A 26,920-nucleotide genomic window follows, 5' to 3' on the forward strand; every position below is an offset into this window, starting at 1 on the left:
AAAAATTAAAACTTATTTTTCATCTTCAGAAGGTTCATAAGTTTCAAGGAAGGCGTGGAAGTGACGCATTGGAAGGTTCTTGCCTTTTACTATTCTAATATTAGGAATAGTAGCACGGTCTTCGTAAAGAGCCTTTACAGCTGCAATTACATAATCCATGTGTTCCTTTGAAAGTTGACTTCTGTTTACTGCGAAACGAACTACATTGGCTACTTCAGCTTGTTGTTCTGGAGTCTTTAGGTCATATTCCATTGAATAGTTGCCTAGTTCTGCAGTTCTAATTCCATAACGTCTAATTAATTCAACAGAGAAACCTTGACCAGCAAAAGTTTCTGGTCCTCTCTTGTTGTCGAAAAATTCGTCCATGTTGATGTAAACACCGTGACCACCAGCAGGAAGTACAACGCCCTTTACGCCAGCCTTGTAGAAGCCTTGTGCAAGGTATTCACATTGTTTAACACGGGCATCAAGATAATCAAACTTAGCTGCTTCATAAAGTCCAGCAGCAAGTGCCATAATATCTCTACCACTCATTCCACCGTAGGAGTCATTGCCGTAAGAAGAAATTTGTTTAACCTTTAAAAGAATTCCTACATCAGTTTTAACTGATCCATCTTCGTTAAAGTCAGAGAATTTCTTCCAGAATAATCCCTTATCTCTAAAGGCAAGAACGCCACCCATGTTTGCGTGTCCGTCTTTTTTAAGAGATGCAGTAAAACCGTCGCAATAAGAGAACATTTCCTTTGCAATTTCTGGGATTGATTTATCAGCATAGCCTTCTTCATTAACTTTTATGAAGTAAGCATTTTCTGCCCATCTTGCAGCATCAAACATATAAGGAATTTCATATTTGTGAGCAATTCTTGAACATTCTCTCATGTTTGCCATGGAAACTGGTTGACCACAAACTGTGTTGTTAGTAATAGTTGTATAAATTAGAGGAACATTTTCTGGTCCCAATTTTTCAATTAATTCTTCCAACTTTTCTGTGTCCATGTTGCCCTTAAATGGATTCTTTTCATAGTGACCATTTTCAGGAACTTCCCACAAAAGTTCTTTATTGTATAAATTTCTTGGTATAGAACCCATTTGCTTGATATTTCCTTCAGTTGTGTCAAAGTGTCCATTAGAAGGAATTGTGTAAGTCTTTCCAGGTTCTCTTCCATTTAAAATATTTCTAACAAGTTCAAATAAAACTGATTCAGCTGCACGACCTTGTTGGATGATAAAAGTATTAGGTCTTTCCATTTGAGCAGATCCACCGTTAAATAGTCCACCTTCGTATTCACAAAGGTAAACTTCGTTCATCATCTTTTCAACATCGTCGCAGTCAGTTCTTACAAGGTCAATAATTCTCTTTTGATCGTCGCCTCTTTCGAAGACATCTCTAAAGGTATCTAAGAGAACATAGTAGCCCTTGTTTCTTCCATAAGATTCATCACCCAAAAACATTGCAGACCATTGAACATCTGTCATGGCAGTAGTTCCTGAGTCAGATAACATATCGATAGTTAACATTCCTGCAGGGAAGGCAAATTCATTGTAGTGAGTAGCCTTAAGAGCTCTTTCTCTTTGTTCCACAGTTACATTAGGAATATTCTTTGTAACATAAGTGTAGGAATGTGGTGTAGGTACATCTAATTGATACTTTTTCATAAAAAACCTCCATATAAAAATAAAAAAAGTTATAGAGGAACCCCGGTCATCGACAAAAATCGACTAGCGGACAGTATCCCATAGAGAACCCCGGTTATCAAAATTTTAAATTTTCTTTATTGATGAGCGGTCAGAACTCCAAGATAATATGTATTATCTAAGAAATAGTTTACATTACCAATTTATCAAAGTCAATAATAGAAGTTTAGTGGTAAATAAATTTTTAAGGACGCTAATAATTTGAAATATTAAATTAAAAAAGTTAAAATAACTAAGAGAAATTTGGACAAAATTTTTGTAAATCTTTAAAAAGGAGAATACATGTGAAAAAATTTTTTCAATTACTTTTTTGGCAGTCTACGGATAAATCAAACATAATATATAGGATTTTAATTCACGCTTTTATAATATTTTTAACATTAGGTTGGGGATATATTATTTTTGATATTGATTTAAATAATATATTCATAAAGGCTATACTTCTCTTATATACATATATTAGTTTTTTATGTTTTCTTCCAACACTTTTGACTATACAAAAGTTTGATGATAATAAGGGAAGTGTTTTATTTTTTTTATATATTTTATTTAGTTATGTTGTGGCATTTATCAGTGTATTTATATTAACTTATTTTATAAAAAAAGATTTAGTTTGATAATTGAAAATCAATAATTTTAATAATATAGACAAAGAAAAACCTCTGAATTCAGAGGTTTTTTGCTTTCTTATATTTATTTTTCAACTGAAGCTGAATAATTTTTTTCTATGGAGTCATCAAGCATCTTTGTAAATTCTTCGTCGCTTTGATTTACATTAAGTCCTTCAGTTAAGGCTCTTGAATAAGATGCAATTACGCCCCTATTTTTTCTAAGTTTTTCGTTAGCTTCTTCTCTTGAGTAGCCGCCAGAAAGGGCAACAACTCTAACTGTTTGGTCAAAGTCATAAAGATCTTCGTAAAGATTTTCTTTTTCAGGAAGAGTCAACTTAAACATAACATAATTTTCCTTGCCAAGTTTTTTTAGTCCTTCGATTAAATATTTTTTTAGGACTTCTTCGATTTCAGCCTTGTCCTTAGCGTGGATGTCAACTTCTGGCTCGATAATAGGAACGAAGCCTGCATTTGATATTTTTACTGCGTAGTCAAATTGTTGGTCAACAACTTTTTTAATTGATTCTTCATTGAGTTCCTTTACAACAGAACGCATCTTAGTTCCAAAAATATTTCTTTCCTTTGCATTTTCAAGAAGTTCGTCAAGGCCTTTGAAAGGCTTCATAAGTTGAGCGCCATCTTTTTCTTCATCAAGACCTTCGTCAATTTTTAGGATTGGAACTATACCCTTTTCTTCCCAAAGGTAGTCGCCAGTATACTTGTCGCCAACTTTTGAATTCATAGTAACCTTAAATAAAATTGCAGCCAAAATTCTGTCTGATGTGAAAGCTTCGTTTGTTATAATTCTCTTTCTCATTTCGTGAACGAGATTAAACATTTCTTCATCGTTGGAATACTTGTCTTCTGTAACCCCATAATTTAAAAGTGCCTTAGGTGTTGAGCCACCTGATTGGTCAAGGGCAGCTATAAAGCCTTTGCCATTTTTCATTCTATCAAATTGTTCTCTATTCATTTTTACCTCCAAAGTCTAGACTTCTAATTACTTCTAATTATATAATAAGTAGACATAGTTGACAAATGACAAATTTTGAGGTGAATATGAATTATTACGCAGTTAGAGTTGGGAGAAATCCTGGCATATATAAAACTTGGGACGAATGCAAAAAAGAAACCATGGGCTTTAAGGGAGCAAGCTTTAAAAAATTCTCCTCTCTTGAAGATGCAGAGGCCTTTATTAATGAAGTTGAAGAAGAAAAAAAGGACCAGGCAGAAAAAGATGAACTCATAGTTTATGTAGACGGTTCTTATAGAAATTCTGATAAGAGTCATTCCTATGGGGTATATATGTACAATGATGAGGAGGAATATTCCTTTTCCAAGAGATTTTTCAAGGATTCGGACATGAGAAATGTTTCTGGAGAAATAAAGGGCGCCATGCGTGCCATGGAAGAGGCACTTGCCCTTGGAAAGAGAAAAATTTATCTTCATTACGATTACGAAGGCATAAGGTCATGGGCTCTTGGCTTTTGGAAGACAAATAAAGAGGGAACCATAGCCTATAAAAAATTTTACGACGACATTAAGGATAGGCTTCAAGTGAAGTTTATAAAGGTAGAGGCACATACTGGTGTCAAGTACAACGAACTTGTGGACAAGCTTGCAAAGGAGGCAAAATGAGAAAATCTTGGGATGAATATTTTATGGAAATAACTGAAATGGTAGCGACTAGATCTACTTGCGACCGCGCCTTTGTGGGCTGCGTCCTGGTAAATTCTGACAACAGAATAATTTCCACGGGCTACAACGGATCAGTAACGGGAAACCCTCACTGCGACGAAGTTGGTCACACTATGCGTGACGGCCACTGCATAGCAACTATCCACGCAGAGATGAATGCCCTCCTTTACTGTGCAAAGGAAGGGATTTCTGTCAAGGGCGCCAAGGCTTATGTTACACATTTTCCTTGCCTAAACTGCACAAAGGCACTTATACAAGCAGGCATCTGCGCCATTTACTACCACGAAGCCTATAGGGTTGACGATTATGCAATGGAGTTAATCGAAAAAAACAATATAAGATTAAAACAAATATAGGAGGTTAAAGATGAAAGGATTTATGGAAGAGTTTAAGGACTTTATTTCCAAGGGCAATGTCATGGACATGGCTGTGGGTGTCATTATAGGTGGCGCCTTTGGCAAAATCGTGTCAAGTCTTGTGGAAAATATTTTGATGCCACTTATTGGAATTTTACTTGGCGGCGTTAATTTTTCTGATTTGAGCGCAACTGTAGGAAATGCTGAAGTTAAATACGGCGTATTTTTGCAAGCTGTTTTTGATTTTTTGATTATCGCACTTGTTATTTTTATTATGATCAAACAAATCTCAAAGGTTACTGACAAATTTAAAAAAGAGGAAGAAGAAGCTGAGCCTACAGAAAAGGTGTGCCCTTTCTGCAAGTCAACTATTGCCATTGATGCTACTAGATGTCCACACTGCACATCTGAACTTGGAAGTGTAAAATGAAAAAGTGGGATTTAGTCCTTGAAGGCGGCGGAGCAAAGGGTGCTTACCAAGTTGGTGCCTATTTCGCCCTCATGGAAATGGGATTTAATTTTTCAAAAATCGTTGGCACAAGCATTGGCGCTATTAACGGTGCTATGTTCTGCCAAGGTGATGCCTATGAGTGTTTTAAAGCTTGGAAAAGTTTAGATTTATCTTCCTTTGAAAATGAAATGGAAGAAATTGATAATAATGAAGATGATGACTTGTTGGACAAGATAAGTCAATTGTTAAGGAATCGCGATATAAAAATTCCTGAGATAAAGAAATCCCCAGACCCACTATTTAGGTTAGTTGACGAATATATTGATGAAGAAAAAATAAGAAAGTCTGATGTTGATTTTGGCTTGTGTACTGTCAATATTTCTGATTTTAAGGTTGAAAAATTATTTAAGAATGACATAGAAAAGGGACTTTTGAAGGATTATATAATCGCATCTTGTTACTTGCCTGTATTTAAAATGAAGCCCCTTCACGGAAAGTATTATTTAGATGGTGGCTTTGCATCACAATTGCCAGTGGACATGGTTGACCAGACAGGCAGGGACGCTGTAGTTATAAGACTGCACAACACTCCTCCTAAAACTGAAATAAAGGCAAAATATATAATAAAGCCAAATAAGAAGCTTGGTTCAAGCATGGATTTTAACAAAGAAAAGGCTGATAAGCTCATAAAAACTGGTTACTTCGACGCCTTTAGAGAGGTTAAAGGATTAAGGGGAGAAGATTATTATATACATCCAGTGGAGGAAGAGGAAAGTTTAAAATATATTTACAGAATTTTAAAAGACAAGTTTGAAAATTCTGAAAATGAACTTGTGAGAAAGGTATTTGAGGAACATGTTCCAAAGCTTGCAGAGGAATTAGACTTGCCAGAAACTTTTAAATATGACGAACTTCTCTACAAGCTTTTGGAAGATGAGGCAGAAAAGAAGAAAGTGGACAGATTTAAAATTTATACAGTTGATGAACTAATGAGGGAAATAGAAAATGGATTTTAATGCTGATTTTGACTTGATGAAAATTAAAGCTAAACTTCAGAAGAAAAGTCCCATGCCTGTAGATGTGAAAAATAGATTTGCTGTCATGATTCCTCTAATAAAGAGAAAGGGAGAAATTCACCTCTTGTTTGAGAAGAGAGCCTTAACTCTTAGGAATCAGCCTGGAGAAATTTCCTTTCCAGGGGGTCGCATAGAAAAAAATGAGACTCCCTGGGAGGCTGCCCTTAGAGAAACTTGCGAGGAGCTTTTAATAGAAGAAAAAGACCTGGAAATCTATGCAGAGGGCGACTTTTTGGTCAATCCCTATGCTGCAATTATCTACACCTTCATAGGCGAAATTAAAAAAGATTTTTTCGAAATCAGTCCATCAAGTGCAGAAGTGGAAAGTATTTTTACAGTGCCACTAAGATTTTTTATGGAGACTGAGCCAAAAACCTACACCATAAATTTAAAGGTCAATAGAAGCGAGGACTTCCCCTACCACTTGATCCCCAATGGCGAAAATTATAAATTTAAAAGGGGAAGGGAAGAAGTACTTTTCTATGATTATAAGGGTCAAATCATCTGGGGCTTTACTGCAAAAATGGCGAGAAGGTTTGTGGAAAGGATAAGCCTTTAGATTTAATAAAATTTTGTACATATAATGTTAAAAAATTTTATTAAGCACAACAAAAGAAAAAATTTTTCACAAAAAATGAAAAATTTAAGGGATTTTTTATAAAAAAGGATAAAAAAGTAAAATAAATTTGTAGCACAAATGTAATATTTCTTTTTCAAGCTCTAAATTTCAAGCTTTAGAGCTTTTTTTATTTTTGTTGGAAAATATATACAAATAATATAAATTTAGAAATGGCTAAATATTAAGACTTAGGACAAGAATTACAAATTGGTTACAAAAAATTGACAAATCAAGTTTTTTCTATTATACTTTTATGAGGTTAGAAGAGGTTACAAAATCGTAACAATATTTACAACTTTGTAACGTTATGGAGGTAATATAGTTGAATAGAAAAAACATTTTTCGAAATGCGAAATTTATTTTGATTGTCCTAGCTCTTGTGTCTGTACTCACAATGGGTTTTAGCACAGCTCTAGGAAATGATGTAGAATTAAATATTAATGGAAAGACAAAGACAGTTTTTACATATGAAAAGACTGTAGGTGACTTCCTAGAAAAGGAAGGCATTGTACTTAAAAATAAGGACCTAGTTAGTCCAAGCCTTGATAAAGCAATTGATAAGGATATGAAGATTGTTATTTCTTCTCCAAAATCTTATCACATTAAAGACGGCAAAAAGACTCTTATAGCTGAAGCAAGTGGTTACACAGTTGCCGATGTTCTTGACAACCTAGACATTAAGTTAAACAAACTTGACAGAGTTTCTCTTCCTCTTGACGAAATTGCAAAAGAGGGCATGGAAATTAAAATTGATAGAGTTGTAGTTGAAAACCTTGAAAACAAAATAGAAATTCCTTTTGAAACAGAAAGTCGCGAAAACAAAGACATGTTTGAAGGAGAAAAAAATGTAATCACTAAAGGCGAAGTTGGACAAAAGACTGAAAGCCTAAAGAACACTTATGTAAATGGCGTTCTTGAAACAACTGAAGTTTTAAAAAGTGAAATCACAAAGGATCCAGTTAAGGAAGTTGTAGAAGTTGGAACTAAAAAGGGAACAGTAGCTCCTAATGGAAAAAATGCAAAAAGAGTAATAGTAATGCAAGCTACAGCTTATGATCCAACAGCTGGCTCAAAAACTGCCATGGGAACTCGTGCAAGAGTTGGCGCAGTTGCCGTTGACCCTAAGGTTATTCCCCTTGGTTCAAAACTTTATATAGAATCAATGGATGGTTTCGCAAGTTATGGATATGCAACAGCAGAAGATACTGGTGGAGCAATTAAGGGCAACAGAATTGATTTATTTTACAACTCAAATGCTGAAGCTAATAGGTTCGGCAGAAGAAATGTAAAAGTTTATGTATTAGACTAATTAAGGTCCTGGCAACAGGACTTTTTTTATTGGGAAATTTTTTGTTTTTAAAAAATTTGTGAGACTTTTACTTAGAACTTGTCGAAAATTTTCACCGAAATTAAAAAGCTAAGAAAAAATAAAATTTTAAAAAATAAAGCTTCACCATTTAAAAGAACTTTTATTTACCTTATAATATATATGAGGATGATTTTATGAAATTAATTGAACATGAACTCGTCGATAGATATATTTATTATTTGCAAAGATACATCCCCTATGACAAGCAAAAGGATGCCAGGGATGATTTTTTAGAAATTTTAAAAGATAGACTTCCCGAAATTTATAGGGAAGATGACATAAAAAAAGAATTAAATAGAATGGGTAATCCCTACGAATTTGCTAGTGCTTATACTGAGGGGGGAAACTTTCTTATAAGTGGCAAGAATTATGAAATTTTTGTCGCCTTCTTGAAGATGCTTTCTGTTTCAGCCCTAATTGGAATAATTTTATTTATTTTCAATTACTTCAACAGATTTGTCAGCGCAAATTTATTTGACCTACTAAAGAGTCTAGTCATTAGCATTTTTATCTTGAGCCTACTTCCCTCATGGATTTGTGAAAAAATTAAGACCAAAAAAATTTTAAAGGCACTTACAGAGGATTGGGACATAGATAATCTTTATGAGACTAAGGATTTTAAAATTGAAAAGTATAAAATTGCACTACACTTAGTGACTTTTTCAATGTATTTTATGCTTCAGACTTATATAATCACTGCCAGCATAAATATTTCCATTGTCACTTACACCTTTATAATGTTTTTATTTTTTATAAATGTGCTTAGTGACAACTTAAAGCTTTCAGAAAACACCATAGTCTCAAAGGTAATGTATCTGGAATACTTTGTAGATATTTTTACAATCATCAGTTTTATTATTATGACAAATCACTTTATTCCAAAGGTATTTATCATAAAGGTAATAATGCTAATGAGCCTAATTAATTTAATTTTAAACACTTACAATATTTCTAAGAGCAAAAATATTTTGTTATCGCGAAAAAAGAGAAAGAAAAATAAGTACAAGAGAAGAAATAAAAAAGACAGAGAAAACTCTTAGAGTCTCCCTGTCTTTTTTTCTTTAAATAAATATTATGCTAGGTTTTCCTTTAAATATTTAATAATATCTAGTGATTCATAAAGAGGCTCTTCACCAATGAATAGACATGGCACTTGTTTTTTGCCACCCTTTTCAATTAAATACTCTCGAGCTTCCTTGTCCTTGTCGATATTTTTTATTTCTACAGAGTCAATGCCATTATCTGCCATAAAGGATTCAACTTTTTTGCAGAAAGGACAAACTGTTCCTACATAAAGTGTTAATTTTTCCATAATATCCCTCCAAAATAGATTTACCCAATTAATGGCAAAGAAAACAAGGGCAGTATTTAAAAAACAGCCATTTTTTGATATAATAACATAGATTCGAGGTGATATTGTGGGATTTTTTGACAGTCTCGATGGCAATGTAGATGAAATTATGGAAAATTTAAACTATTTGAAGAAAAAAATTGTAAGTGAATCACAGGAAATTAAGAAGACGGCAAGGCTAAAGTACGAAATTTTAAATGAAGAGAGAAAGTTATCTGAACTCTTTGAAACCCTTGGTCGCCATGAATATAATCTTTTAAAGGGTCTTCAGTCAGAGCTTGATGTTGACGAGACCTTGAGAGAAATTGAAAGGCACAGTGCAAGGATCTCTTCCCTAAAAATGGGTCTTGATACAAGAGACAGTTCAGGTCTTATTTTTACAAGTGATTCTGAAAGTAAGCTAGATAAAAATTTCGGCGAAGATGACTTTTCTGGACTTTATATTGAAAAAGATTTTGGAAAAGAAAATAATTCAAAAAGTGATGAGGGATCCATAATTTTTATAGAAGAAGATGAAGATGAAAATAGATAAAAAATTTATTGATATAGATGGAATTAAAACTGCATATATTAAGAGAGAGGGCGGCGACAAAGTGGCTGTAATTCTCCACGGATGGGGCGCATATATTGAATCAATTATGCCGATTTTTAATGCCATTCCAGAATCCTACACAGTCTATGCCTATGATGCGCCAGGCTTTGGCGATTCTGATAACCCAAAAGAAGTCATGGGGACCTACGATTATTATGAATTTCTCTTAAAATTTTTGGAGATCTTTAAGATAAAGAAGGCGACCTTTATCGGTCACTCCTTTGGTGGCAAGACATTAACCATTCTAGGGGCAAGAAATGTGGACTTAATAGACAAGCTTGTAATAATTGATGCATCGGGAGTTCTTCCCAAGAGAAAGCTTTCTTATTACACCAAGGTCTACTCCTTTAAGGCGGCAAAAAAATTATATATGCTGACTCACGGTAACAATGAAGAAGCCTTGGAAAAGTTTTACAAAAATCGCGGCTCTGACGACTATCAGGCAGCAGATGGAATTATGCGCAAGTGCTTCGTAAAAGTTGTAAATGAATCTACAAGAGAAGAGTTTAAAAACATTGAGGCAGAGACCCTTCTCATTTGGGGCGATAAGGACGAGGCAACGCCGCTTTACATGGGTAAGATTTTTGAAGAAGAGATAAAAAATTCTGGACTTGTGGTCTTAGAAGATGCAGGTCACTATTCTTACCTAGACAAGTTTTCGCAATTTAGCGCAGTTATTAATTCATTTTTAGATTAGGAGATTTACATGGAATATTTTTTGGCGAGATTACCAATTTACTTAATAGATTTTGTAGTTATTTGCCTGGCCCTATATTATTCTCTAATTAGGAGCAATTTTCCCATTCACATGCTTCAATTAGAGGGCTACGACAATGATGAATACAAGACATTTTTAAAAAACAACAGGGAAAAGATGAATAAGCTTGTCTATAAGCCTGAGAAAAATCAAAAGACACCCATAGTTTGGACTGACAGGGCAAAGAGACTTTTAAAGAAGCATAAGCTTGTAAATGACCTTACTTTTATTCTTATAGTAATTATTTCACTGGTCCTATTTGATATAACAAAGTCCTATGTCATTTCAGGTCTTGCGACTTTAGTCCTTTCCTTTTTGACATATTTCTACCAATACAGACTTTTGATACTTTCTAACAAGTGGGCAAAGCCTACTGAAGATAAGATAAACATGGGCTTTTACACTTCTGCCCAAGAAAAAATAAAAAAATTCAAAAAAGAAAATGACTTAAAGGTCCTTGGCATAACAGGTTCCTTTGGCAAGACTTCTGTAAAATTTATATCTGACACAATTTTATCTGAGGGACTAAGGGTCAAGAACACGCCATCTTCCTTTAACACACCTATGGGCCTTTCAAAAATTATAAATAACGAGCTTGAAAGTGACAGGGAAGTTTTTATTGCAGAGCTTGGCGCCAAGGTTCCAGGAGAAATCCACGAAGTTGCACAGCTTGTCCAACCAGACATTGGAATAATTACAGCTATTGGACCAACTCACATGCACCTCTTTAAGACAATCGAAAACATTCAAAAGACTAAGTACGAGTTAATCGAGGACTTGCCTGAAGATGGAATTGCAATTTTTAACTACGACAACGACTATGTGAAGCCCCTTGCAGACAAGACTAAAAAGAAAACCTATAGGTACGGCACAAGAGATTTTGACAAGCTAGATGTCTATGCCCATGAAATAAAAGTAAATGAGGAAGGATCCGAATTTACCCTACACATTATAGATGTGGGAGAAATTAAATGCGAGACTAGGCTTCTTGGAGTCCACAATATTTCAAACCTACTTGCGGCAGCAACTGCAGCCCATGTCCTTGGACTTAGCCTCGAAGAAATTCAAAGGGGAATAAAAAAAGTTGAGCCAGTGGAACACAGGCTTTCACTTATACCATCAACTAATGGCACAATAATAATTGATGATGCCTTTAATTCAAATCCTGTAGGCTTTAGGGCAGCTCTTGATGTCCTTAGAGAATTTAAGGACCACAGAAAAATTATTATTACGCCGGGCATGGTTGAACTTGGCGACATGGAAGAAGAAGAAAATAGAAAAATAGGCGAAGTCATGGCAGATGTCATAAATTTTCCAATTTTAGTTGGGAAAAAGAGAACTATGCCGATTTACCAGGGCTTAAAAAATAAAAATTTTAATGAAGATAATATTTATAGAGTGTCTTCACTAGCAGAAGCTACTGAAGTCTTAGCAAAGATTTCCTTGCCGGGAGATGTCGTTCTCTTTGAAAATGACCTACCTGACAACTACAATGAGGAGTGAAAAAATGGAAAATATAGGAGTAATCTTCGGAGGAAGATCCGTTGAACACGAAGTTTCTGTTATAACAGGAATGCAAATTATTGAAAATATGGATAAGACTAAGTACAATCCTATTCCAATTTATATTACAAAGAGCGGCAAATTTCTCTCTGGCGAAAGTTTAAAAAACTTTAAAGCCTACAAGAACCAAGACTTTCACGATGGAGTTGAAGTTTTCTTTAAGCCAATTTATGGCGACAGAAATCTTTACTGCGTGAAACACAATGACAAGAAATTATTTAAGGCAGAATATGATTCTGTAGAAGTTTTTGAAAAAATTGACGCAATATTTTTTGCCCTTCATGGAACATTTGGCGAAGATGGATGTACTCAAGGACTTTTTGAACTTATGGGGATGCCTTACACTGGCTGTGGTGTAATGTCTGCTGCTGTGGGCATGGACAAGGTTGTAATGAGAAAAGTTTTTGAATCAGAAAATATCCCCATGACGAAATACAAGTATTTTTACAAAGATGAGCTCAAAAATTTACAAAATATTGTTGAAAAGTGCAAGGATTTGAAATATCCTCTATTTGTAAAGCCAGCAAATTTAGGTTCCTCTATTGGAATTTCAAGAGTGGAAAATGCTCTTGACCTTTCAAAGGCCCTTGAAGTTGCTGCCCATTACGACAGAAAATTAATCGTGGAAGAAGCAGTGGTAAACCCAAGAGAAATAAATGTGGCAGTCCTAGGTTATGAAGATGATTTAAAAGTTTCTGCAGCAGAAGAACCTCTTGGCTTTAAAGATCTTTTAAAGTATGAAGACAAGTATGTTTCTGGCTCAAAGGGAGCAAAATCTTCACAAAAGCATCAAAACAAAAAGCTTCCAGCTGACCTCACACCAGAACTTGAAAAAGAAATTAAAGACCTTGCTAAGAAAAGTTTTAGGGCAATTGACGGAGCAGGCGTTGCAAGAATTGACTTTTTAGTTGATGGCGATATGGCTTATGTAAATGAAATCAACACTCTTCCAGGTTCCATTGCCTTTTACCTCTATGAAGTAGAGGGCTTAAAGATTAAGGATTTAATCACAAGATTAATTGAACTTGGCCATGAAAGACACAGTGAAAGGGCAGAAAACAGCTATTCCATCGATTCAAACTTATTTAATATGACAAGTTATGGAGCAAAGATTTAATGATTAAAGAAAAGATTTTAGAAATTATCGAAAAGACAAAACCAAGGTCAAAAGAGGAACTCCTTAAATTATTTAAAATTAAAAATAAAGAAAAGAAGCAGTTTTTGAAAATAATTGATGAACTAGAAAATGAGGGACTTATTTTTGAAGACAGCAGAAAAAAATATAGATTTGTAGACAATGACAAATTCTTTTATGGGAAACTTCAAACAAATGCCAAGGGTTTTGGATTTTTGATTACTGAAAATCTTGACGAAGACATTTATATATCAAAAAATAATTTAAACTTCGCACTAAATGGCGACGAAGTCATTGTGAGAAGGTATAAAGATTCCTTTGGCGACAAGCCAGAGGGCAAGGTCCTTGCCATAGTAAAGAGGGTGAACACAAAATTTGTGGGCATCTTTCAAGACAAGAGGGACTTTGGTTTTGTAATCACTGACGAGAGCAAAATGGCAATGGACATCTACATTCCAAAGAAAAAAATTAATGGAGCAAGAAATGGTCAAAAGGTAGTTGTAAAAATCGAGAAGTGGCCAGAGGCAAATAAAAAACCAGAAGGACGCGTCCTAGAAATTTTAGGTTATCCTGATGATCCTCATGTGGACATAATGTCTGTGGCAGCAGGTCTTGACCTACCCATGGAATTTAACAGGGCAGCCCTAGCTGAGGCAAAGAGCCTGCCACAAGAGGTTTCTGCTGATGATATAAAGGGAAGACGGGACTTTAGAGAGTTACTTACTTTTACAATTGACGGGGCAGACTCAAAGGACTTTGACGATGCCATCTCTCTTGAAATTTCTAAGAAGGGCAATTACCTTTTAGGCGTTCACATTGCCGATGTGGCACACTATGTAGAAGAGTTTGGCGCTCTTGACGAAGAGGCCTTCAAGAGGGGCAACTCAGTTTATTTGTTAAACAAGGTAATACCCATGCTACCCTTTGAACTTTCCAATGGTATATGCTCCCTTAATGAGGGTCTAGATAGGCTTACCCTATCAGTTATGGCAGAGATAAATAAAGAGGGCGATGTTGTAAAATATGACATCTGTGAATCTGTTATAAATTCAAGTAAAAGGCTGGTCTACGAAAATGTGTCTGACTACTTGGAAAAGGGAATTCATCACGAATCTCTAGTGGGACTGGAAAAAACACTGGACAAGATGTATGAGCTCTCAAAAATTTTGCAAAAGAAGAGAGAAGAGGGCGGCGCCATTGACTTTGACATACCAGAAGTTGTAATTGAAGTTGACGATAGAGGTTGGCCACAAAATATTCACAAGAGAGACAGAAGATCAGCAAACAAACTCATAGAAGACTTTATGCTTACAGCCAATGTCTGCGTGGCAAGGGAATATTTTTTCAAGCACATTCCTTTCTTATATAGAATTCACGAAAGACCTAAGGAAGAAAAAATTTCTGAACTTAATAGCTACCTAAGACCTCTTGGTTACATGATTAACTTTGACGAAAAAGTTCAGCCAAAAGATGTACAAAAGGTTCTTGAAAAGGCAAAGGGCTCTAAGGAAGAGATGTTTATCTCAACTATGACCCTACGCTCTATGACAAAGGCAAGGTATTCTGAAATAAATGACATTCACTTTGGCCTAGCCTTTGATTATTATTCACACTTCACATCTCCCATAAGAAGATATGCTGACCTTACAATTCACAGAATTATAAAAAAATACCTAAAGGGCAAACTCTCAGGTGGAGAAATTAAAAATTTAAAGGTCATCTTGCCAGAGATAGCAGAGCAAGTTTCCAGGACAGAAAAAATTGCTCAGGAGGCAGAAAGACAAGTCCAAGACATAAAAATGGCAGAGTACATGTCAGAGCGTCTTGGAGAAAGATACACTGGCAGGGTCTCTAGCATCACAAGCTTTGGAATTTTTGTGGAACTAGACAATTTAGTAGAAGGCCTTGTAAGCTACAGGTCCATGGAAGGCTACTACGAATTTGATGTGGACCACTACAAGGCTGTGGACTATGAGACAAAAAATGAGTTCCACATAGGCGACCAAGTAGAGATCCAAGTTGTAAGCGTGGACTTAAATATGGGAAATATTGATTTTAAATTAGTAGGTGATGAAGATGAGTAAAGAAAAAGACAATGCAATAGCTAATAACAAAAAGGCGAGCCATCTTTATTTTATCGAGGACACTTATGAAGCTGGCATAGAACTTTTTGGAACAGAAGTTAAGTCAATTAGAGCAGGTCAGGTAAATATAAAAGATTCCTACTGCGACATAAATAAGGGCGAAATCTTCGTCTACGGCATGCACATCTCTCCTTATGAGCAGGGAAATATACACAATGTTGACCCCATGAGGAAGAGAAAACTTTTGATGCACAAAAATGAAATTCTCCGCTTGGAAAAAGTTAAGACCCAAGATGGCTACACAATTATTCCCCTAAAGGTTTACCTAACTCGTGGAAAGGTAAAGGTCTTAATTGCCAAGGCAAGGGGTAAAAAACTTTGGGACAAGAGGGAGACAATGAAGAAAAAAGAAGTGGACAAAAAACTTCGCCAGGCTACAATGTATTAAAAATTAAAAATAAAATTTATTAGAGAACGCTCAGTCATGGGCGTTTTTATTTTGTATTTAAAATCAAAGGAATTTTATTGACATAGAAAAATAATGATGATAAAATTCTATTTAGACAATAATCTAAATAGAAAGGGGTTTTAATTGTGAAAAAATTCTTAAAATTATTTTTGCTAGGAATGATATGTTTTGTATTGTCACAGCTATGCCTTCGATTACCTCTTTTGAAATTATTAAACAACAACTTATGGCTCAACAACTTTCAGAGTCTTTATCCACTATTATATGGATTTTTAATCACACTGAGTGCTGGACTTTTTGAAGAGGGTGGAAGATTTATTTTTAAGGATAAATTTTTAAAAGAAAGTAATAGCAAGTCAGATGCAATTATTTTTGGGTTAGGTCATGGAATTATAGAAGTAATATTTGTTCTTATTGTGAGTTCTAGCAGTCTAAACCTTATGACTAGGTCTGATATTTTTTTAGGATTATATGAAAGATTGTTAGCGGTGATTTTTCATATTGGTATGACTTTATTAATATGGCTTGGATTTAATAGAATGGAAAAATACAGATATTTAATTCTAGCGATTTTTTTACATGGTTTTTTTGATTATTTTATAATATTAAAGAATATTTTTGGATTTAGTAATTTGATTTTGTACGGAAGTTGGACTTTACTTTGTATATTTATCTTAATTTTCATTTTTAAAATTAATTTAGGAGGGAATAGAAATGAAAAAATTTAAAATTATAACTTTAACAGCTATTGTATTACTTTTGGTTGCCTGCGGTTCTAAGACTAAAAAAATGTCAGATGAGGATTTTAATAAGTATCAAAAAAAATCTCAAGCTGCCATAAGTTTAGTCAATGAGAGAAAAACAGATGAATTTATTGATTTAACAGAAAAATCATTAGGATTTAAAAAAGAAATTTTGGAAGAAGCCTATAAAAATCTTGATGAAAATGGGAAATTTGTAGAATTCGGTGACGCTAAGGGGATCTATGAAGAGGATAAAAATTCGGGCTCAACTTATTCGACTATTTTACAAAAGGTCAAGTATGAAAAAAAGGATGTTCTTTTTAGGGTAAGTTTTAATAAGGATGATAAAATAGTTGGAATATTTTTCAAGTAAATGTAATAAAATTATTTAAAAACGCTCAGTCATGGGCGTTTTTTTAAATTTAAAGTATAGGGAAATTTTGATATAATAGCATCAGGTGATACTATGGCTTTTATTGAAGTTAAAAATCTTTCCAAGGTCTACAATATTGGCGAGAGATCTGTAATGGCTAACGATAAATTAAATTTTGAAATAGAAAAAAATGAATTTGCAATAATTCTCGGCGCATCTGGTGCTGGAAAGTCAACTTTTTTAAATATTCTTGGCGGCATGGACACTGCTTCTGGTGGCGAACTCTTTGTTGATGGCAAAAACATTGTCTCCTTTAATGAGAGGGAGCTTACAGATTACAGAAGGTATGACATGGGCTTTGTCTTTCAATTTTACAATCTCATTCCAAACTTGACGGCTCTTGAAAATGTAGAGCTTGCCACACAAATTGTAAAGAAGGCAAAGGATCCAGTGGAAGTTTTAAAATCTGTGGGACTTGGCGAGAGAATGGACAACTTCCCATCACAATTATCTGGTGGCGAACAGCAGAGGGTATCCATTGCTCGTGCAATTGCAAAGAATCCAAAACTTCTCCTTTGCGACGAGCCAACGGGAGCTCTTGACTATAACACAGGCAAGCAAATTTTAAAGCTCTTGCAAGATTTAACTAGGACAACAGACACTACAGTGGTTTTAATTACTCACAATTCGGCAATAAAAAATTCTGCAGATAGATTAATTGAGATTTCAGATGCAAGGGTAAAGGATGTTTTTATCAACAAAAATCCAAGGGATATTATGGAAATAGAATGGTAGGTGCAGGGTGAAAGCTTGCGAAAAAGATAATTTTAGAGAGATAAAAAATTCTCTTCCGAGATTTATATCTATTTTAATAATTGTCTTTCTAGGTGTTTTTGTATTAATTGGCTTGCTCTCTACTGGGCAAGTTATGCGAAACACCCTTGATAATAAAATAAAAAAACTAAATCAAGAGGACCTAAAAATTTCTGTGCCTATTGGTCTGGAAGATAAAGACAAGGCTATTATCGAGGACCAAGAGGACATATCTGAGCTTGAATACGGCTTTGACAAGGATGTCTTCCTAGTGGGAGATTCTATTGTCATAAAAGTCTTGAATATGCCCTATGAAATTTCTAAGCCAGAAATTGTTGAGGGAAGAAGTATAAAGAGTCCTGATGAAATTGTCCTGGACTCCAGAATGAAAAATGATGGCAAAAAAATTGGCGACATCATTTCCTTTAAGGAGGACAATGACGACGATGATGACAATGACTTAAAGAGGCTTTCCTATAAGGTTGTTGGCTTTGCAAATTCTCTTGACTTCATTCAAGACAAGAACGGAACTTATTCTGAAAGGGGTTATGGAAAAATTTCTTATTTCGCCTACATTGACGATGGAAACTTTTCTGGGGAGCCAACTCTTGCCAAGCTAAAATTTTTGGGCACAGAGGGTCTTGTGACTTCTGACAAGGAATATGTAAACTACATGAACAAGAAGACTCGCGCCCTAAAGATCGATTTAAAAAATAGACCTAAGGAGAGACTTTTATCCATACAAGATGAAATTTCTGGCAAGATAGTAGATGCTGAAGACAAGATTACTGATGCAGAGGACAAGCTCACGGATGCAAAGGATAAACTTGTCAAGGGTCGTAAGGACTTAAACAAGGGCAAAAAGGATTATCAAGAGGGTCTAGACAAGTACAACAAGGAAAAAAGTGATGCAGAGTCTGAAATTTCAAAAAATAGAGACAAGCTTTACAAGGCATCTGTGGAAATTGACGACGGCGAGAGAAAGCTCATTGACGGCTACGAAAAGTTAAGGGATGGCAAGAAAAAGCTTGATGATGCAAAAGTTGAATTGGATTCTGGAAGGGAACAACTGGCTGAAGGCAAGGAAAAGTACCAAAAGGGCCTTGGTCAGGCTGAAGCATCAGAAAAGGCCCTAAAAGAGGGGGAAGACAAGCTCCTTGAAGGCAGAAAAAAATTAGACGATGGCTGGCAAAAGATTGAAGATTCTAAGGCGAAGCTTGCTGAAGGAATGAAAAAATATGAGGAAGGCGAAAGGGAATACGACAGCGGCAAAAAACAGCTTGAAGCAGGCAAAGAGGAGCTAGTGAGTAAAATGGGCGCCACTTCCTATGAAGATGCAGTGGAAAAAATTTATGCCCTAGATAAAATTTTGGACAGTGCCAGTGAAATTTTAAATAAACTTCCCACTATTGAAAGTGAAATTGCAAGTACAAAGGCACAGATAGACCAAGTTGATGGTGGACTTGGGCAAGTTGAGGCTGAAATTGCAAGTACAAATGCGGCTCTCAATGATCCAAATTTATCAGATGATGACAGAATAAAACTTGAGGCTAAACTTCAAGGCTTAGAGGCACAAAGGGCAGAACTTCAAAAAAATAAGGAAGCCCTAAATAAAAAGTTAGAATTTTTAAATAATTCCAAGGCTGAAATTGACAAGGCTCTTGAGGAAATAAATAAGGAAGTGCCAGGGGGAATCACTGGAAGCTTAGATGACTTAAAAGCCAAGGTCAAGGTTGGCAAGGCTGGCATTGAAAAAATAAATGAAAGCGAGAAAAAATTAGTAGGGGCAAGGGCAACTCTTGATGCAAGTAAGCTGCAACTTGAAGAGGGCAAAAAGCAGCTTGAAGAGGGAATTGCTGAAGCCGAAAAGGGCGAAGAGGAATACGCAAAAAATAAGGATGAAATAGAAAAGAATAAGAGGAAACTCCGAGACGCCAAGGAAGAACTTAATAAGGCTAAGAAGAAACTTGACGAGTCTCAAGAAAAACTAGACAAGGGAAGTGCCGACTACGAAAGTGGCAAGAAGGAGTACGAGGAAAAGTACGACCAATATGTAGAGGGCAGAGAGAAACTATCAAGAGCCAAGGAAAAATATTTGTCTGGAACTGATGAACTCCAAAGAGGAGAGGAAAGGCTTGATAAGGAGCTAAAGACTGGCATGGACAAGTTAGACGATGCCAAGGGCAAGCTCTACAAGGCGGAGAAAGACTTGAAAAAAGGCGAAAGAGAATTCAGCGACAAGTCCAAGGAGGCTGAAGAAAAAATTTATGACGCAAGAGAAAAAATTGTCGACGGAAGAAAGTATCTTAGCCTAATAAAACAACCTCGCTACAAGATTACAGCTAGACACCTTTCGGGTGACATCAACACCTACTTGGACTATGCAAAGAGAGTGGACGGTCTATCCTTTATCTTCCCAATATTTTTCTTTGCCATAGCACTTTTAGTATGCTTCACGACAATGACGAGAATGGTTGACGAAAATAGAGTGGTCATTGGAACCTACAAGGCTCTGGGCTACACCAATAGAGAAATTCGGAGAAAATTTTTCCTATATGGCACGCTGGCATCAATAATTGGTGGAAGTCTTGGCGCCATAACTGGGTCTTATTTATTGACCTACATCATAGGCAATGCCTATTCAACAAAGACGATTTTCCAGGACCACTTGATTATAAATGCCTTTCCACTTAGGATAATTTTTGCCATAGCCATTGGATTTATATTTACAACAGTTGCGGCAATAATTACTGTCAACAAAAACCTAAAGGAAAAGACAGCCTACCTTCTTCGAGGGAAAGCACCTTCCAAGGGCAACAGAATAATGCTGGAAAAAATTCCTTTCATCTGGAACAGGATGAGCTTTTTGTCCAAGGTAACGGCGAGAAATTTATTCTTGTCAAAGAAGAGAATGTTCATGACAGTAGTTGGCGTCATGGGCTGCGCGGCGCTACTTGTTTTGGGCTTTGGAATATCAGAATCCGTAAAAGATGTAGAAACTTTGCAGTTTAAAGAAATTTTAAAATACGACCTTTCAGTATTATATGACAGTAAGTTTGACGAAGATGCCTATGGAGATTACAGAAGGGAAATTGACGGTAAAAATTTAGAGTACACAAAGACCTATGAAGAATTATTCACAGTAGACTACGATGAGATCGACCAAGTTGTAAATGTAATTGTGCCAGAGGACAGGGAAGAATTTAAAAACTATGTGGCTCTTAGGAACAAGGACGGGGGCGAAGAACTTGAGCTTTCCAAGAGAGGGGTAATAATAACAGAAAAACTTTCCAAGCTTAAAAAATTAAAGGTTGGGGACCCACTTGAACTTAGAGATGTCTATGGCAACGAATTTGAAGTTGAAGTAGCTGGCATAACAGAATTTTACATCGGCCACAATGTCTACATGGATAAAGACTATTTTGAAAAAGTGACGGGCTCAGACTTTGTGGCAAACACAGACTTAATAAAGGCGCCTCAAAACTTTGACAAGGACAAATTTACAAAGACCACAATAGAAAACAAGGCAGTCTTTAACATTACCAACATCGACGACCTAAAGGACATCTTAAATAAATTTTTATTCTCAATAACAAAGGTTGAAATAATAATTTTAATGGTGACGACAATATTAGAAGTTGTAGTCCTCTACAACCTAACAAATATTAATATCGAAGAGAGAATAAGAGAAGTCTCAACCATAAAAGTCCTGGGCTTTTATCCAAAGGAGACCACATCCTACATCTATAAGGAAACTTACATCCTTGCCCTTATTGGAATATTAATAGGACTGGTAGTTGGAAAAATTTTGCACTACTCAGTCTTACAAATAGTAGTGCCCTTTATGGCAATGTTGCCAGAAGACTTGACGGCAAGACCTTTTATACTGGCAGGCATAATCACAGCCTTTATAAACACACTAATAATGATAATATTCCACTTTAGGATAAAAAAGATTAACGCCCTTGATGCACTAAAATCAAATGAATAAAATTTGACCGAAGGATAAAATCTTCGGTCTTTTTTTAACTTCAATTATAAAAGGACTGATAAAAATTAAAGATAAAAGAAAATTTTAGCCTTTAAATTATAGTAAATTAAAAAATAAAGAGGTCACTTTACCTTGCAAGTGTATATACACTTGGCTTGTCTCATCATCTTCTTTGTAATATAATTTTATTTAAAATTTATTAGGAGATTGGATAAAATTGGAAAATTTAGAAAAGTTAAACTTTGATGAAAAAGTGAAAATCTTAAAAAAATTAAAGGAAGAAAAGGATGCAGTTATTCTTGCTCATTATTATGTAAATGAGGATATACAAGCTATAGCTGATTACATAGGAGATTCTTTTTTCCTATCTCAAAAGGCAACTGAGTTAAAGGAAAAGACAATAGTCATGGCTGGGGTTTACTTCATGGGCGAAAGTGTAAAAATTTTAAATCCAAGCAAAAATGTATTGATGCCAGATCTTGGAGCAGATTGTCCTATGGCACACATGGTAAGTGTAGAAAAAATTAAAGAGATGAGAGCAAAGTATGATGATTTAGCAGTTGTAACCTATATAAACTCCACTGCTGAAATTAAAGCTTATTCAGATATTTGTGTAACATCTTCAAATGCTGCAAAAATTGTAAATCAATTAAAGGAAAAAAATATATTTTTTGTTCCAGATAAAAATCTTGGCGACTACATAAAAAAATCATTGCCTGATAAAAATGTTATTTTAAATGATGGTTACTGCCCAGTTCACGATGAAATTGACCTTGATGATGTTAGAGCTTTTAAGGGCAAGGTAAAAATTTTAGCTCATCCTGAATGTAGAAGAGAAGTCTTAGACCTTGCTGACTTTATAGGTTCTACAAAGGCTATTATTAAAGAAGCTGGAAAATATGACGATGTACTAGTTGTTACAGAGGAAGGAATTTTTACTGAGCTAAAGAAAAAATATCCAAATATTAATTTTAGAAAATTGAGAAAAAGTCCAATTTGTAATGACATGAAAAAATTAAATATTGATAAAGTCATTAGGGTAATTGAAAACAATGAAAATCAAGTTGAGGTAGATAAAGAAATTAGAGAGAAAGCTTTAATTCCTCTAAAGAGAATGTTGGAGCTAGGTGCATAAGATGAAAAAATATGATATTTTAATAATTGGCTCTGGGCTAGCAGGCGTTAGCACAGCCTTAGAGTTAAGTAAAAATTATAAAATTGCCCTAGTAACTAAGAAAAAGTTAGAAGATTCAAATTCATATCTGGCTCAAGGTGGCATAAATGTCCTAAAGGATAAGTCTGACAGAAAAACTTTTATTGAAGACACATTAAAGGCAGGTCACTACAAAAATAACTTGCAAGCTGTGGAAAAAATGGTAGATATGTCCCAAGCTGCAATAAATTTTTTACTTGACCTTGGAGTTGAATTTACAAAGAAGAATGGAGACTTTGATTATGCAAGAGAAGGCGGTCATTCGATAGCCAGAGGTCTTCACATAGATGATGAAATTGGCAAGGGGATTTTAGATGTCCTTTATAAAAGGCTTAGGGAAAGAGCTAATATAGAAATATTTGAAGACACTCCTATTGTTGATTTAATTGTAAATAAGGGCAAGTGCTATGGCGCAAGGTCTTTAGATAAAATTTTTATTTCTACAAATGTTGTTCTTGCAACTGGTGGACTAGGCGGACTTTTTGATAGGAGCACAAATTTCCCTCATATATGTGGTGATGGATATGCCATGGCTATAAAAAATGGTGTCAAGTTAAAGGATATTTCCTACATTCAGTTTCATCCAACTTCCCTATATGAAGAAGGGGCAGAGAGACAATTTTTGATTTCTGAATCTGCAAGAGGTGAGGGCGCTCTCCTATTAAACCACAAAAAGGAGAGATTCACCGACGAAATGAAGCCTAGAGACATTGTGGCAAAGGCAATATTAAGGGAAATGAAAAAAGAAAAGGTAGACTTTGAATACTTGTCCATGAAACCACTAGGTGAAGACAAAATTCCAAAGAGATTTCCAATGATATTTAAGGAATTAAAAGATAGGCAAATAGATGCAAGATATGAAAATATTCCCGTTGTTCCATGTCAACACTACACTATGGGCGGCATAGAATGTGATATTAAGGGAAGAACTAATATAGAGGGACTCTTCGCAGTTGGAGAAGCAGGAAATGTTGGTATTCATGGCTCCAATAGACTTGCCTGCAACTCACTTTTAGAGTGTGTAGTTTTTGGAAGACTTTTGGCAGATTACTTAAATGAAAATAAACTTGAAGATAGAAAAATAGATTTTCAAATTGATGCTGGAAAGATTGATAAAGAAAAAGATCGTGTTATTATTTTTGAAAGGATAAGAGAAGATGAGAGAGCTAAAGCCAATAGTGATTGATAAGTATATTATTTCTGCTCTAAGAGAAGACATGACTAGTGGCGACATCACTACAGATGCAATTTTAAAAGATGAAGAGGGAGAAGTAAGTTTAATCTCAAAGGATAGGGGAATTATTGCAGGTCTTGATGTATTTAAGCGAGTCTTTGAAATATTAGATGAAGATGCAAGCTTTGAATTTAATTTTTCTGATGGCGATGAGGTAAATAATTCTGACTTAGTGGGGACAATAAGGGCAAAAGCTAGGGCAATCTTAGAAGGCGAAAGGACTGCCCTAAATTATTTGCAAAGGATGAGCGGTATTGCCACTTATACTAAAAAAATGGTAGATTCCCTTAATAGTGACTCTGTAAAAATTTTAGACACTAGAAAGACTACACCAGGCATGAGAATTTTGGAAAAATATGCAGTAACTCTTGGCGGGGCCTACAATCACAGATATAATTTATCTGACGGAATTATGATAAAGGACAATCACATAGATGCTGCTGGTGGAATAAAAAATGCCATAGAAAAAGTAAGAAGCCTAAATCCCTTTGTCAAAAAAATTGAAGTTGAAGTAGAAAATTTAGATGAAGTGAAAGAAGCATTAGAAGCTAAAGCTGATATAATTATGTTAGACAACATGAATATAGAAGAAATAAAAGAAGCCGCTAAGCTTATTGATAAGAGGGCAATAATCGAGTGCTCAGGAAATATTAGCCTTGAAAATATTAATGACTATAAAGATTTAGACATTGATTATATTTCATCTGGTGCCATAACTTACCAGGCAGGAGTCCTAGACTTATCCATGAAAAATTTAAAAATCTATTGAGGAAGATATGAAGGAACCAAAAACACGAAGAGATGACCTATTAAAATTTTTATATGACAATCAAAAGCCAATATCAGGAGAAAAGTTGGCAGAAAAATTTGATGTAACTAGGCAAGTAATAGTGCAAGATATAGCCATACTTCGAGCTAGTGGAAAGGATATTGTTTCAACTAATAGGGGTTACTATTTAAACGAAGAGAGAACTCAAAAAGTTTTTAAAGTTAAACACAGCGATAAAGATATAAATAAAGAATTAAATGCCATTGTAGACCTTGGCGGAAGAGTGAAAGATGTAATAGTTCACCACAAGGTTTATGGAGAAATAAAAAAGGATTTAAACTGCTCCTCTAGGCGAGATGTAAAAATATTTTTAGAAAAAATGAAGGAAGAAAAGTCAAAGCCCTTAGATGTACTTACTGGTGGAGTTCACTTCCACACAGTTGTTAGTGAAAATGAAGAAGTTATTGAAGAAATTGAACTTGTCTTAAAGGAACTTGGATTTTTAATAGAGGAATAAAAATATGCTTTTCTCTCAGTAAAGGCAATATAAAAAATTTAAAAACTAAACTTATTAAGAAAGCGCAAGATATATGTCTTGTGCTTTTTTGTTTTTAAAAGTTATTTTAGACTAGTTTAAAACATTTTGATTACAAGGTTTTTATTTAAATATTTATATAAATATCTCATAGAGCAAAAAGTATTTAATGACAAATAAATATTGTTAAAAAGCTATAAAAAGTCTGTTAGATTTTATAAATATAAACTGATATTATTATGCTGAAAAGAAAAAGTTTATTCAATTATATTTTTAAGAATAAGTAGAGTTTAATTGATTTTATGGAGAAGAATTATAGCTATTAAAAAAGGAGAAATCAGTTTGAAATACAGAGTTGTTTTAGCAGGTAAATATCCGCAAGGGACCTTTGAAAGATTAAAAGCTGCACTAAATAGAGATTCTTTTGATTTTGTGAAAGTAGAAAATGAAGAAGAATATAATTCAATGAAAGATGCTGATATTCTTATATTAAGAGTTTTTAAAGCACCTAGAAAAATTATAGATAATAATAAAAATTTAAAAATTATTATGCGATGGGGAGCGGGCTATGATTCGGTCGATGTGGATTATGCAAGCAAAAAAGGAATCATAGTGACTAATACTCCTGGAGCGAATGCTTATTCTGTTGCAGAATTAACAATAATGTTAATGCTTGCAGTTGGCAGAAAATTATTATCTCATCAGGAATGTCTTAAAAATGGAATATGGAGTAAAAACACATTTATAAATGAATCTTATTCATTAAATAATAAGACTTTAGGTATTATTGGAGCAGGAAATATCGGAAGAAGAGTAGCTAAGTATGCTCAAGTTTTTGGAGCAAAGACGCAATACTATGATGAATATAGGTTAAGCCGAGATCAAGAAAAAATTTATAATTTAGAATTTAAAAATTTTGAAGAAATAATAAAAACATCAGATATTGTAACTTTACATGTTCCATTAACAAAAAACAACTTTCATTTAATTGGAAAAGATGAAATTAATATTATGAAAAAAGGAGCTATATTAATTAATACATCTAGAGGTGGGTTAATTGATGATATGGAATTATTAAAAGCTGTTACTTCAGGTAAATTACTAGGTGCTGGTTTAGATGTTGTTGAAAATGAGCCATTAGACAAGAACGATGAACTTTTAAAAAACTCTAATATAATAGTAACACCTCATATTGGCGGAGGAACGGCTGATATAAGTGATGTAATAATCCCGATGATTTCAGAAGATATTATTAATTTTATAGAAGGTGTAAAAATAAATCATATCGTAAATAAGGAACTTTTCAATTAATAAGATTTAATTTTATTAAAAATCCCATCAAGAAATTATATGTACCCTCTTTACTGGACAAACCAGTAAGGAGGGTATTTTTATGAAATATAGTTATGAATTTAAAAAAGAA

At 34.6% G+C, this 26,920-nt stretch carries 25 protein-coding genes; 22 read left to right on the forward strand and 3 right to left on the reverse strand.

All coding sequences use genetic code 11. The features are described from left to right. Positions 1-12: 12 nt before the first annotated feature. Both WMO19_RS05560 and WMO19_RS05565 read right to left on the reverse strand, forming a co-directional pair. On the reverse strand, positions 13-1,656 hold the full coding sequence (locus tag WMO19_RS05560) for a tryptophanase (RefSeq protein WP_332087598.1): 1,644 nt from the start codon (positions 1,654-1,656) through the stop codon (positions 13-15). A gap of 732 nt (positions 1,657-2,388) precedes the next feature. Further along, positions 2,389-3,279, reverse strand: coding sequence for a fructose bisphosphate aldolase (locus WMO19_RS05565; RefSeq protein ID WP_349170627.1), 891 nt, complete (start codon positions 3,277-3,279; stop codon positions 2,389-2,391). Positions 3,280-3,365: 86 nt separating this feature from the next. Here WMO19_RS05565 and WMO19_RS05570 point away from each other — a divergent pair, with 86 nt between their 5' ends. The 7 genes from WMO19_RS05570 to WMO19_RS05600 all read left to right on the forward strand — a co-directional run bounded on the left by WMO19_RS05570 (position 3,366) and on the right by WMO19_RS05600 (position 8,915). Then, positions 3,366-3,944, forward strand: a complete 579-nt coding sequence (locus WMO19_RS05570) for a ribonuclease H family protein (RefSeq protein WP_349170629.1) — start codon at positions 3,366-3,368, stop codon at positions 3,942-3,944. Then, positions 3,941-4,360 carry a deoxycytidylate deaminase gene (locus tag WMO19_RS05575; RefSeq protein WP_019124958.1) on the forward strand — a complete coding sequence of 140 codons (420 nt, stop codon included), beginning with the start codon at positions 3,941-3,943 and terminating at the stop codon, positions 4,358-4,360. Before WMO19_RS05570 ends, WMO19_RS05575 begins: the two co-directional genes overlap by 4 nt. Before the next feature lie 10 nt (positions 4,361-4,370). Next, positions 4,371-4,790 carry a large conductance mechanosensitive channel protein MscL gene (gene mscL, locus WMO19_RS05580; RefSeq protein ID WP_316719175.1) on the forward strand — a complete coding sequence of 140 codons (420 nt, stop codon included), beginning with the start codon at positions 4,371-4,373 and terminating at the stop codon, positions 4,788-4,790. After that, a complete protein-coding gene (locus WMO19_RS05585) occupies positions 4,787-5,827 on the forward strand; it encodes a patatin-like phospholipase family protein (RefSeq protein WP_349170630.1) in 1,041 nt (346 codons plus the stop codon). Before mscL ends, WMO19_RS05585 begins: the two co-directional genes overlap by 4 nt. Continuing rightward, positions 5,817-6,446 (forward strand): NUDIX hydrolase, encoded by a 630-nt coding sequence (locus WMO19_RS05590; RefSeq protein WP_349170632.1) that lies wholly within the window; start codon positions 5,817-5,819, stop codon positions 6,444-6,446. The genes WMO19_RS05585 and WMO19_RS05590 overlap by 11 nt, the downstream gene beginning before the upstream one ends. Positions 6,447-6,828: 382 nt before the next feature. Then, positions 6,829-7,815 (forward strand): 3D domain-containing protein, encoded by a 987-nt coding sequence (locus tag WMO19_RS05595; protein ID WP_349170633.1) that lies wholly within the window; start codon positions 6,829-6,831, stop codon positions 7,813-7,815. A gap of 194 nt (positions 7,816-8,009) precedes the next feature. Further along, complete coding sequence (locus WMO19_RS05600; protein WP_349170634.1) at positions 8,010-8,915, forward strand: hypothetical protein; 906 nt, start codon at positions 8,010-8,012, stop codon at positions 8,913-8,915. 32 nt (positions 8,916-8,947) lie between these two features. Here WMO19_RS05600 and WMO19_RS05605 read toward each other — a convergent pair whose 3' ends face one another. Further along, positions 8,948-9,187: a glutaredoxin family protein gene (locus tag WMO19_RS05605; RefSeq protein WP_019124952.1), complete on the reverse strand. Its 240-nt coding sequence runs from the start codon at positions 9,185-9,187 to the stop codon at positions 8,948-8,950. A 106-nt stretch (positions 9,188-9,293) separates the two neighbouring features. Between WMO19_RS05605 and WMO19_RS05610 the strand changes: the two genes are divergently transcribed. The 15 genes from WMO19_RS05610 (at position 9,294) to WMO19_RS05680 (ending at position 26,808) form a co-directional block, all read left to right on the forward strand. Next, on the forward strand, positions 9,294-9,758 hold the full coding sequence (locus tag WMO19_RS05610; protein ID WP_349170635.1) for a hypothetical protein: 465 nt from the start codon (positions 9,294-9,296) through the stop codon (positions 9,756-9,758). Then, the gene (locus WMO19_RS05615) at positions 9,745-10,515 is read left to right on the forward strand and encodes an alpha/beta fold hydrolase (RefSeq protein ID WP_349170636.1); all 771 of its coding nucleotides are present in this window, start codon (positions 9,745-9,747) and stop codon (positions 10,513-10,515) included. Before WMO19_RS05610 ends, WMO19_RS05615 begins: the two co-directional genes overlap by 14 nt. Before the next feature lie 9 nt (positions 10,516-10,524). Further along, positions 10,525-12,078 (forward strand): UDP-N-acetylmuramoyl-tripeptide--D-alanyl-D-alanine ligase, encoded by a 1,554-nt coding sequence (locus WMO19_RS05620; protein ID WP_349170637.1) that lies wholly within the window; start codon positions 10,525-10,527, stop codon positions 12,076-12,078. A gap of 4 nt (positions 12,079-12,082) precedes the next feature. Further along, positions 12,083-13,255, forward strand: a complete 1,173-nt coding sequence (locus WMO19_RS05625; RefSeq protein WP_349170639.1) for a D-alanine--D-alanine ligase family protein — start codon at positions 12,083-12,085, stop codon at positions 13,253-13,255. Continuing rightward, positions 13,255-15,357 (forward strand): ribonuclease R, encoded by a 2,103-nt coding sequence (gene rnr / locus WMO19_RS05630; RefSeq protein WP_349170641.1) that lies wholly within the window; start codon positions 13,255-13,257, stop codon positions 15,355-15,357. Before WMO19_RS05625 ends, rnr begins: the two co-directional genes overlap by 1 nt. After that, positions 15,350-15,805 (forward strand): SsrA-binding protein SmpB, encoded by a 456-nt coding sequence (gene smpB, locus WMO19_RS05635; RefSeq protein ID WP_019124946.1) that lies wholly within the window; start codon positions 15,350-15,352, stop codon positions 15,803-15,805. Before rnr ends, smpB begins: the two co-directional genes overlap by 8 nt. Before the next feature lie 146 nt (positions 15,806-15,951). Next, positions 15,952-16,554, forward strand: coding sequence for a YhfC family glutamic-type intramembrane protease (locus WMO19_RS05640; RefSeq protein ID WP_288167035.1), 603 nt, complete (start codon positions 15,952-15,954; stop codon positions 16,552-16,554). Then, a complete protein-coding gene (locus WMO19_RS05645) occupies positions 16,541-16,942 on the forward strand; it encodes a hypothetical protein (RefSeq protein WP_288167034.1) in 402 nt (133 codons plus the stop codon). Before WMO19_RS05640 ends, WMO19_RS05645 begins: the two co-directional genes overlap by 14 nt. 93 nt (positions 16,943-17,035) lie before the next feature. Then, entirely contained in the window at positions 17,036-17,737 is a 702-nt protein-coding gene (locus WMO19_RS05650; RefSeq protein ID WP_019124943.1) for an ABC transporter ATP-binding protein, read from the forward strand. Between the two features lie 7 nt (positions 17,738-17,744). Beyond that, the gene (locus WMO19_RS05655) at positions 17,745-21,746 is read left to right on the forward strand and encodes an FtsX-like permease family protein (RefSeq protein WP_349170643.1); all 4,002 of its coding nucleotides are present in this window, start codon (positions 17,745-17,747) and stop codon (positions 21,744-21,746) included. A 217-nt stretch (positions 21,747-21,963) separates the two neighbouring features. After that, a complete protein-coding gene (gene nadA / locus WMO19_RS05660; protein WP_349170645.1) occupies positions 21,964-22,881 on the forward strand; it encodes a quinolinate synthase NadA in 918 nt (305 codons plus the stop codon). A gap of 1 nt (position 22,882) precedes the next feature. Continuing rightward, positions 22,883-24,145, forward strand: coding sequence for an L-aspartate oxidase (locus WMO19_RS05665; protein ID WP_349170646.1), 1,263 nt, complete (start codon positions 22,883-22,885; stop codon positions 24,143-24,145). Further along, the gene (gene nadC / locus WMO19_RS05670) at positions 24,117-24,962 is read left to right on the forward strand and encodes a carboxylating nicotinate-nucleotide diphosphorylase (protein ID WP_349170647.1); all 846 of its coding nucleotides are present in this window, start codon (positions 24,117-24,119) and stop codon (positions 24,960-24,962) included. The genes WMO19_RS05665 and nadC overlap by 29 nt, the downstream gene beginning before the upstream one ends. Positions 24,963-24,969: 7 nt before the next feature. Continuing rightward, entirely contained in the window at positions 24,970-25,479 is a 510-nt protein-coding gene (locus WMO19_RS05675; protein ID WP_349170649.1) for a transcription repressor NadR, read from the forward strand. 360 nt (positions 25,480-25,839) lie between these two features. Further along, on the forward strand, positions 25,840-26,808 hold the full coding sequence (locus WMO19_RS05680; protein ID WP_349170650.1) for a 2-hydroxyacid dehydrogenase: 969 nt from the start codon (positions 25,840-25,842) through the stop codon (positions 26,806-26,808). Positions 26,809-26,920: the final 112 nt, after the last annotated feature.

This window comes from Peptoniphilus hominis (ex Hitch et al. 2025) (assembly GCF_040096015.1).
Classification (GTDB): domain Bacteria; phylum Bacillota; class Clostridia; order Tissierellales; family Peptoniphilaceae; genus Peptoniphilus_A; species Peptoniphilus_A hominis.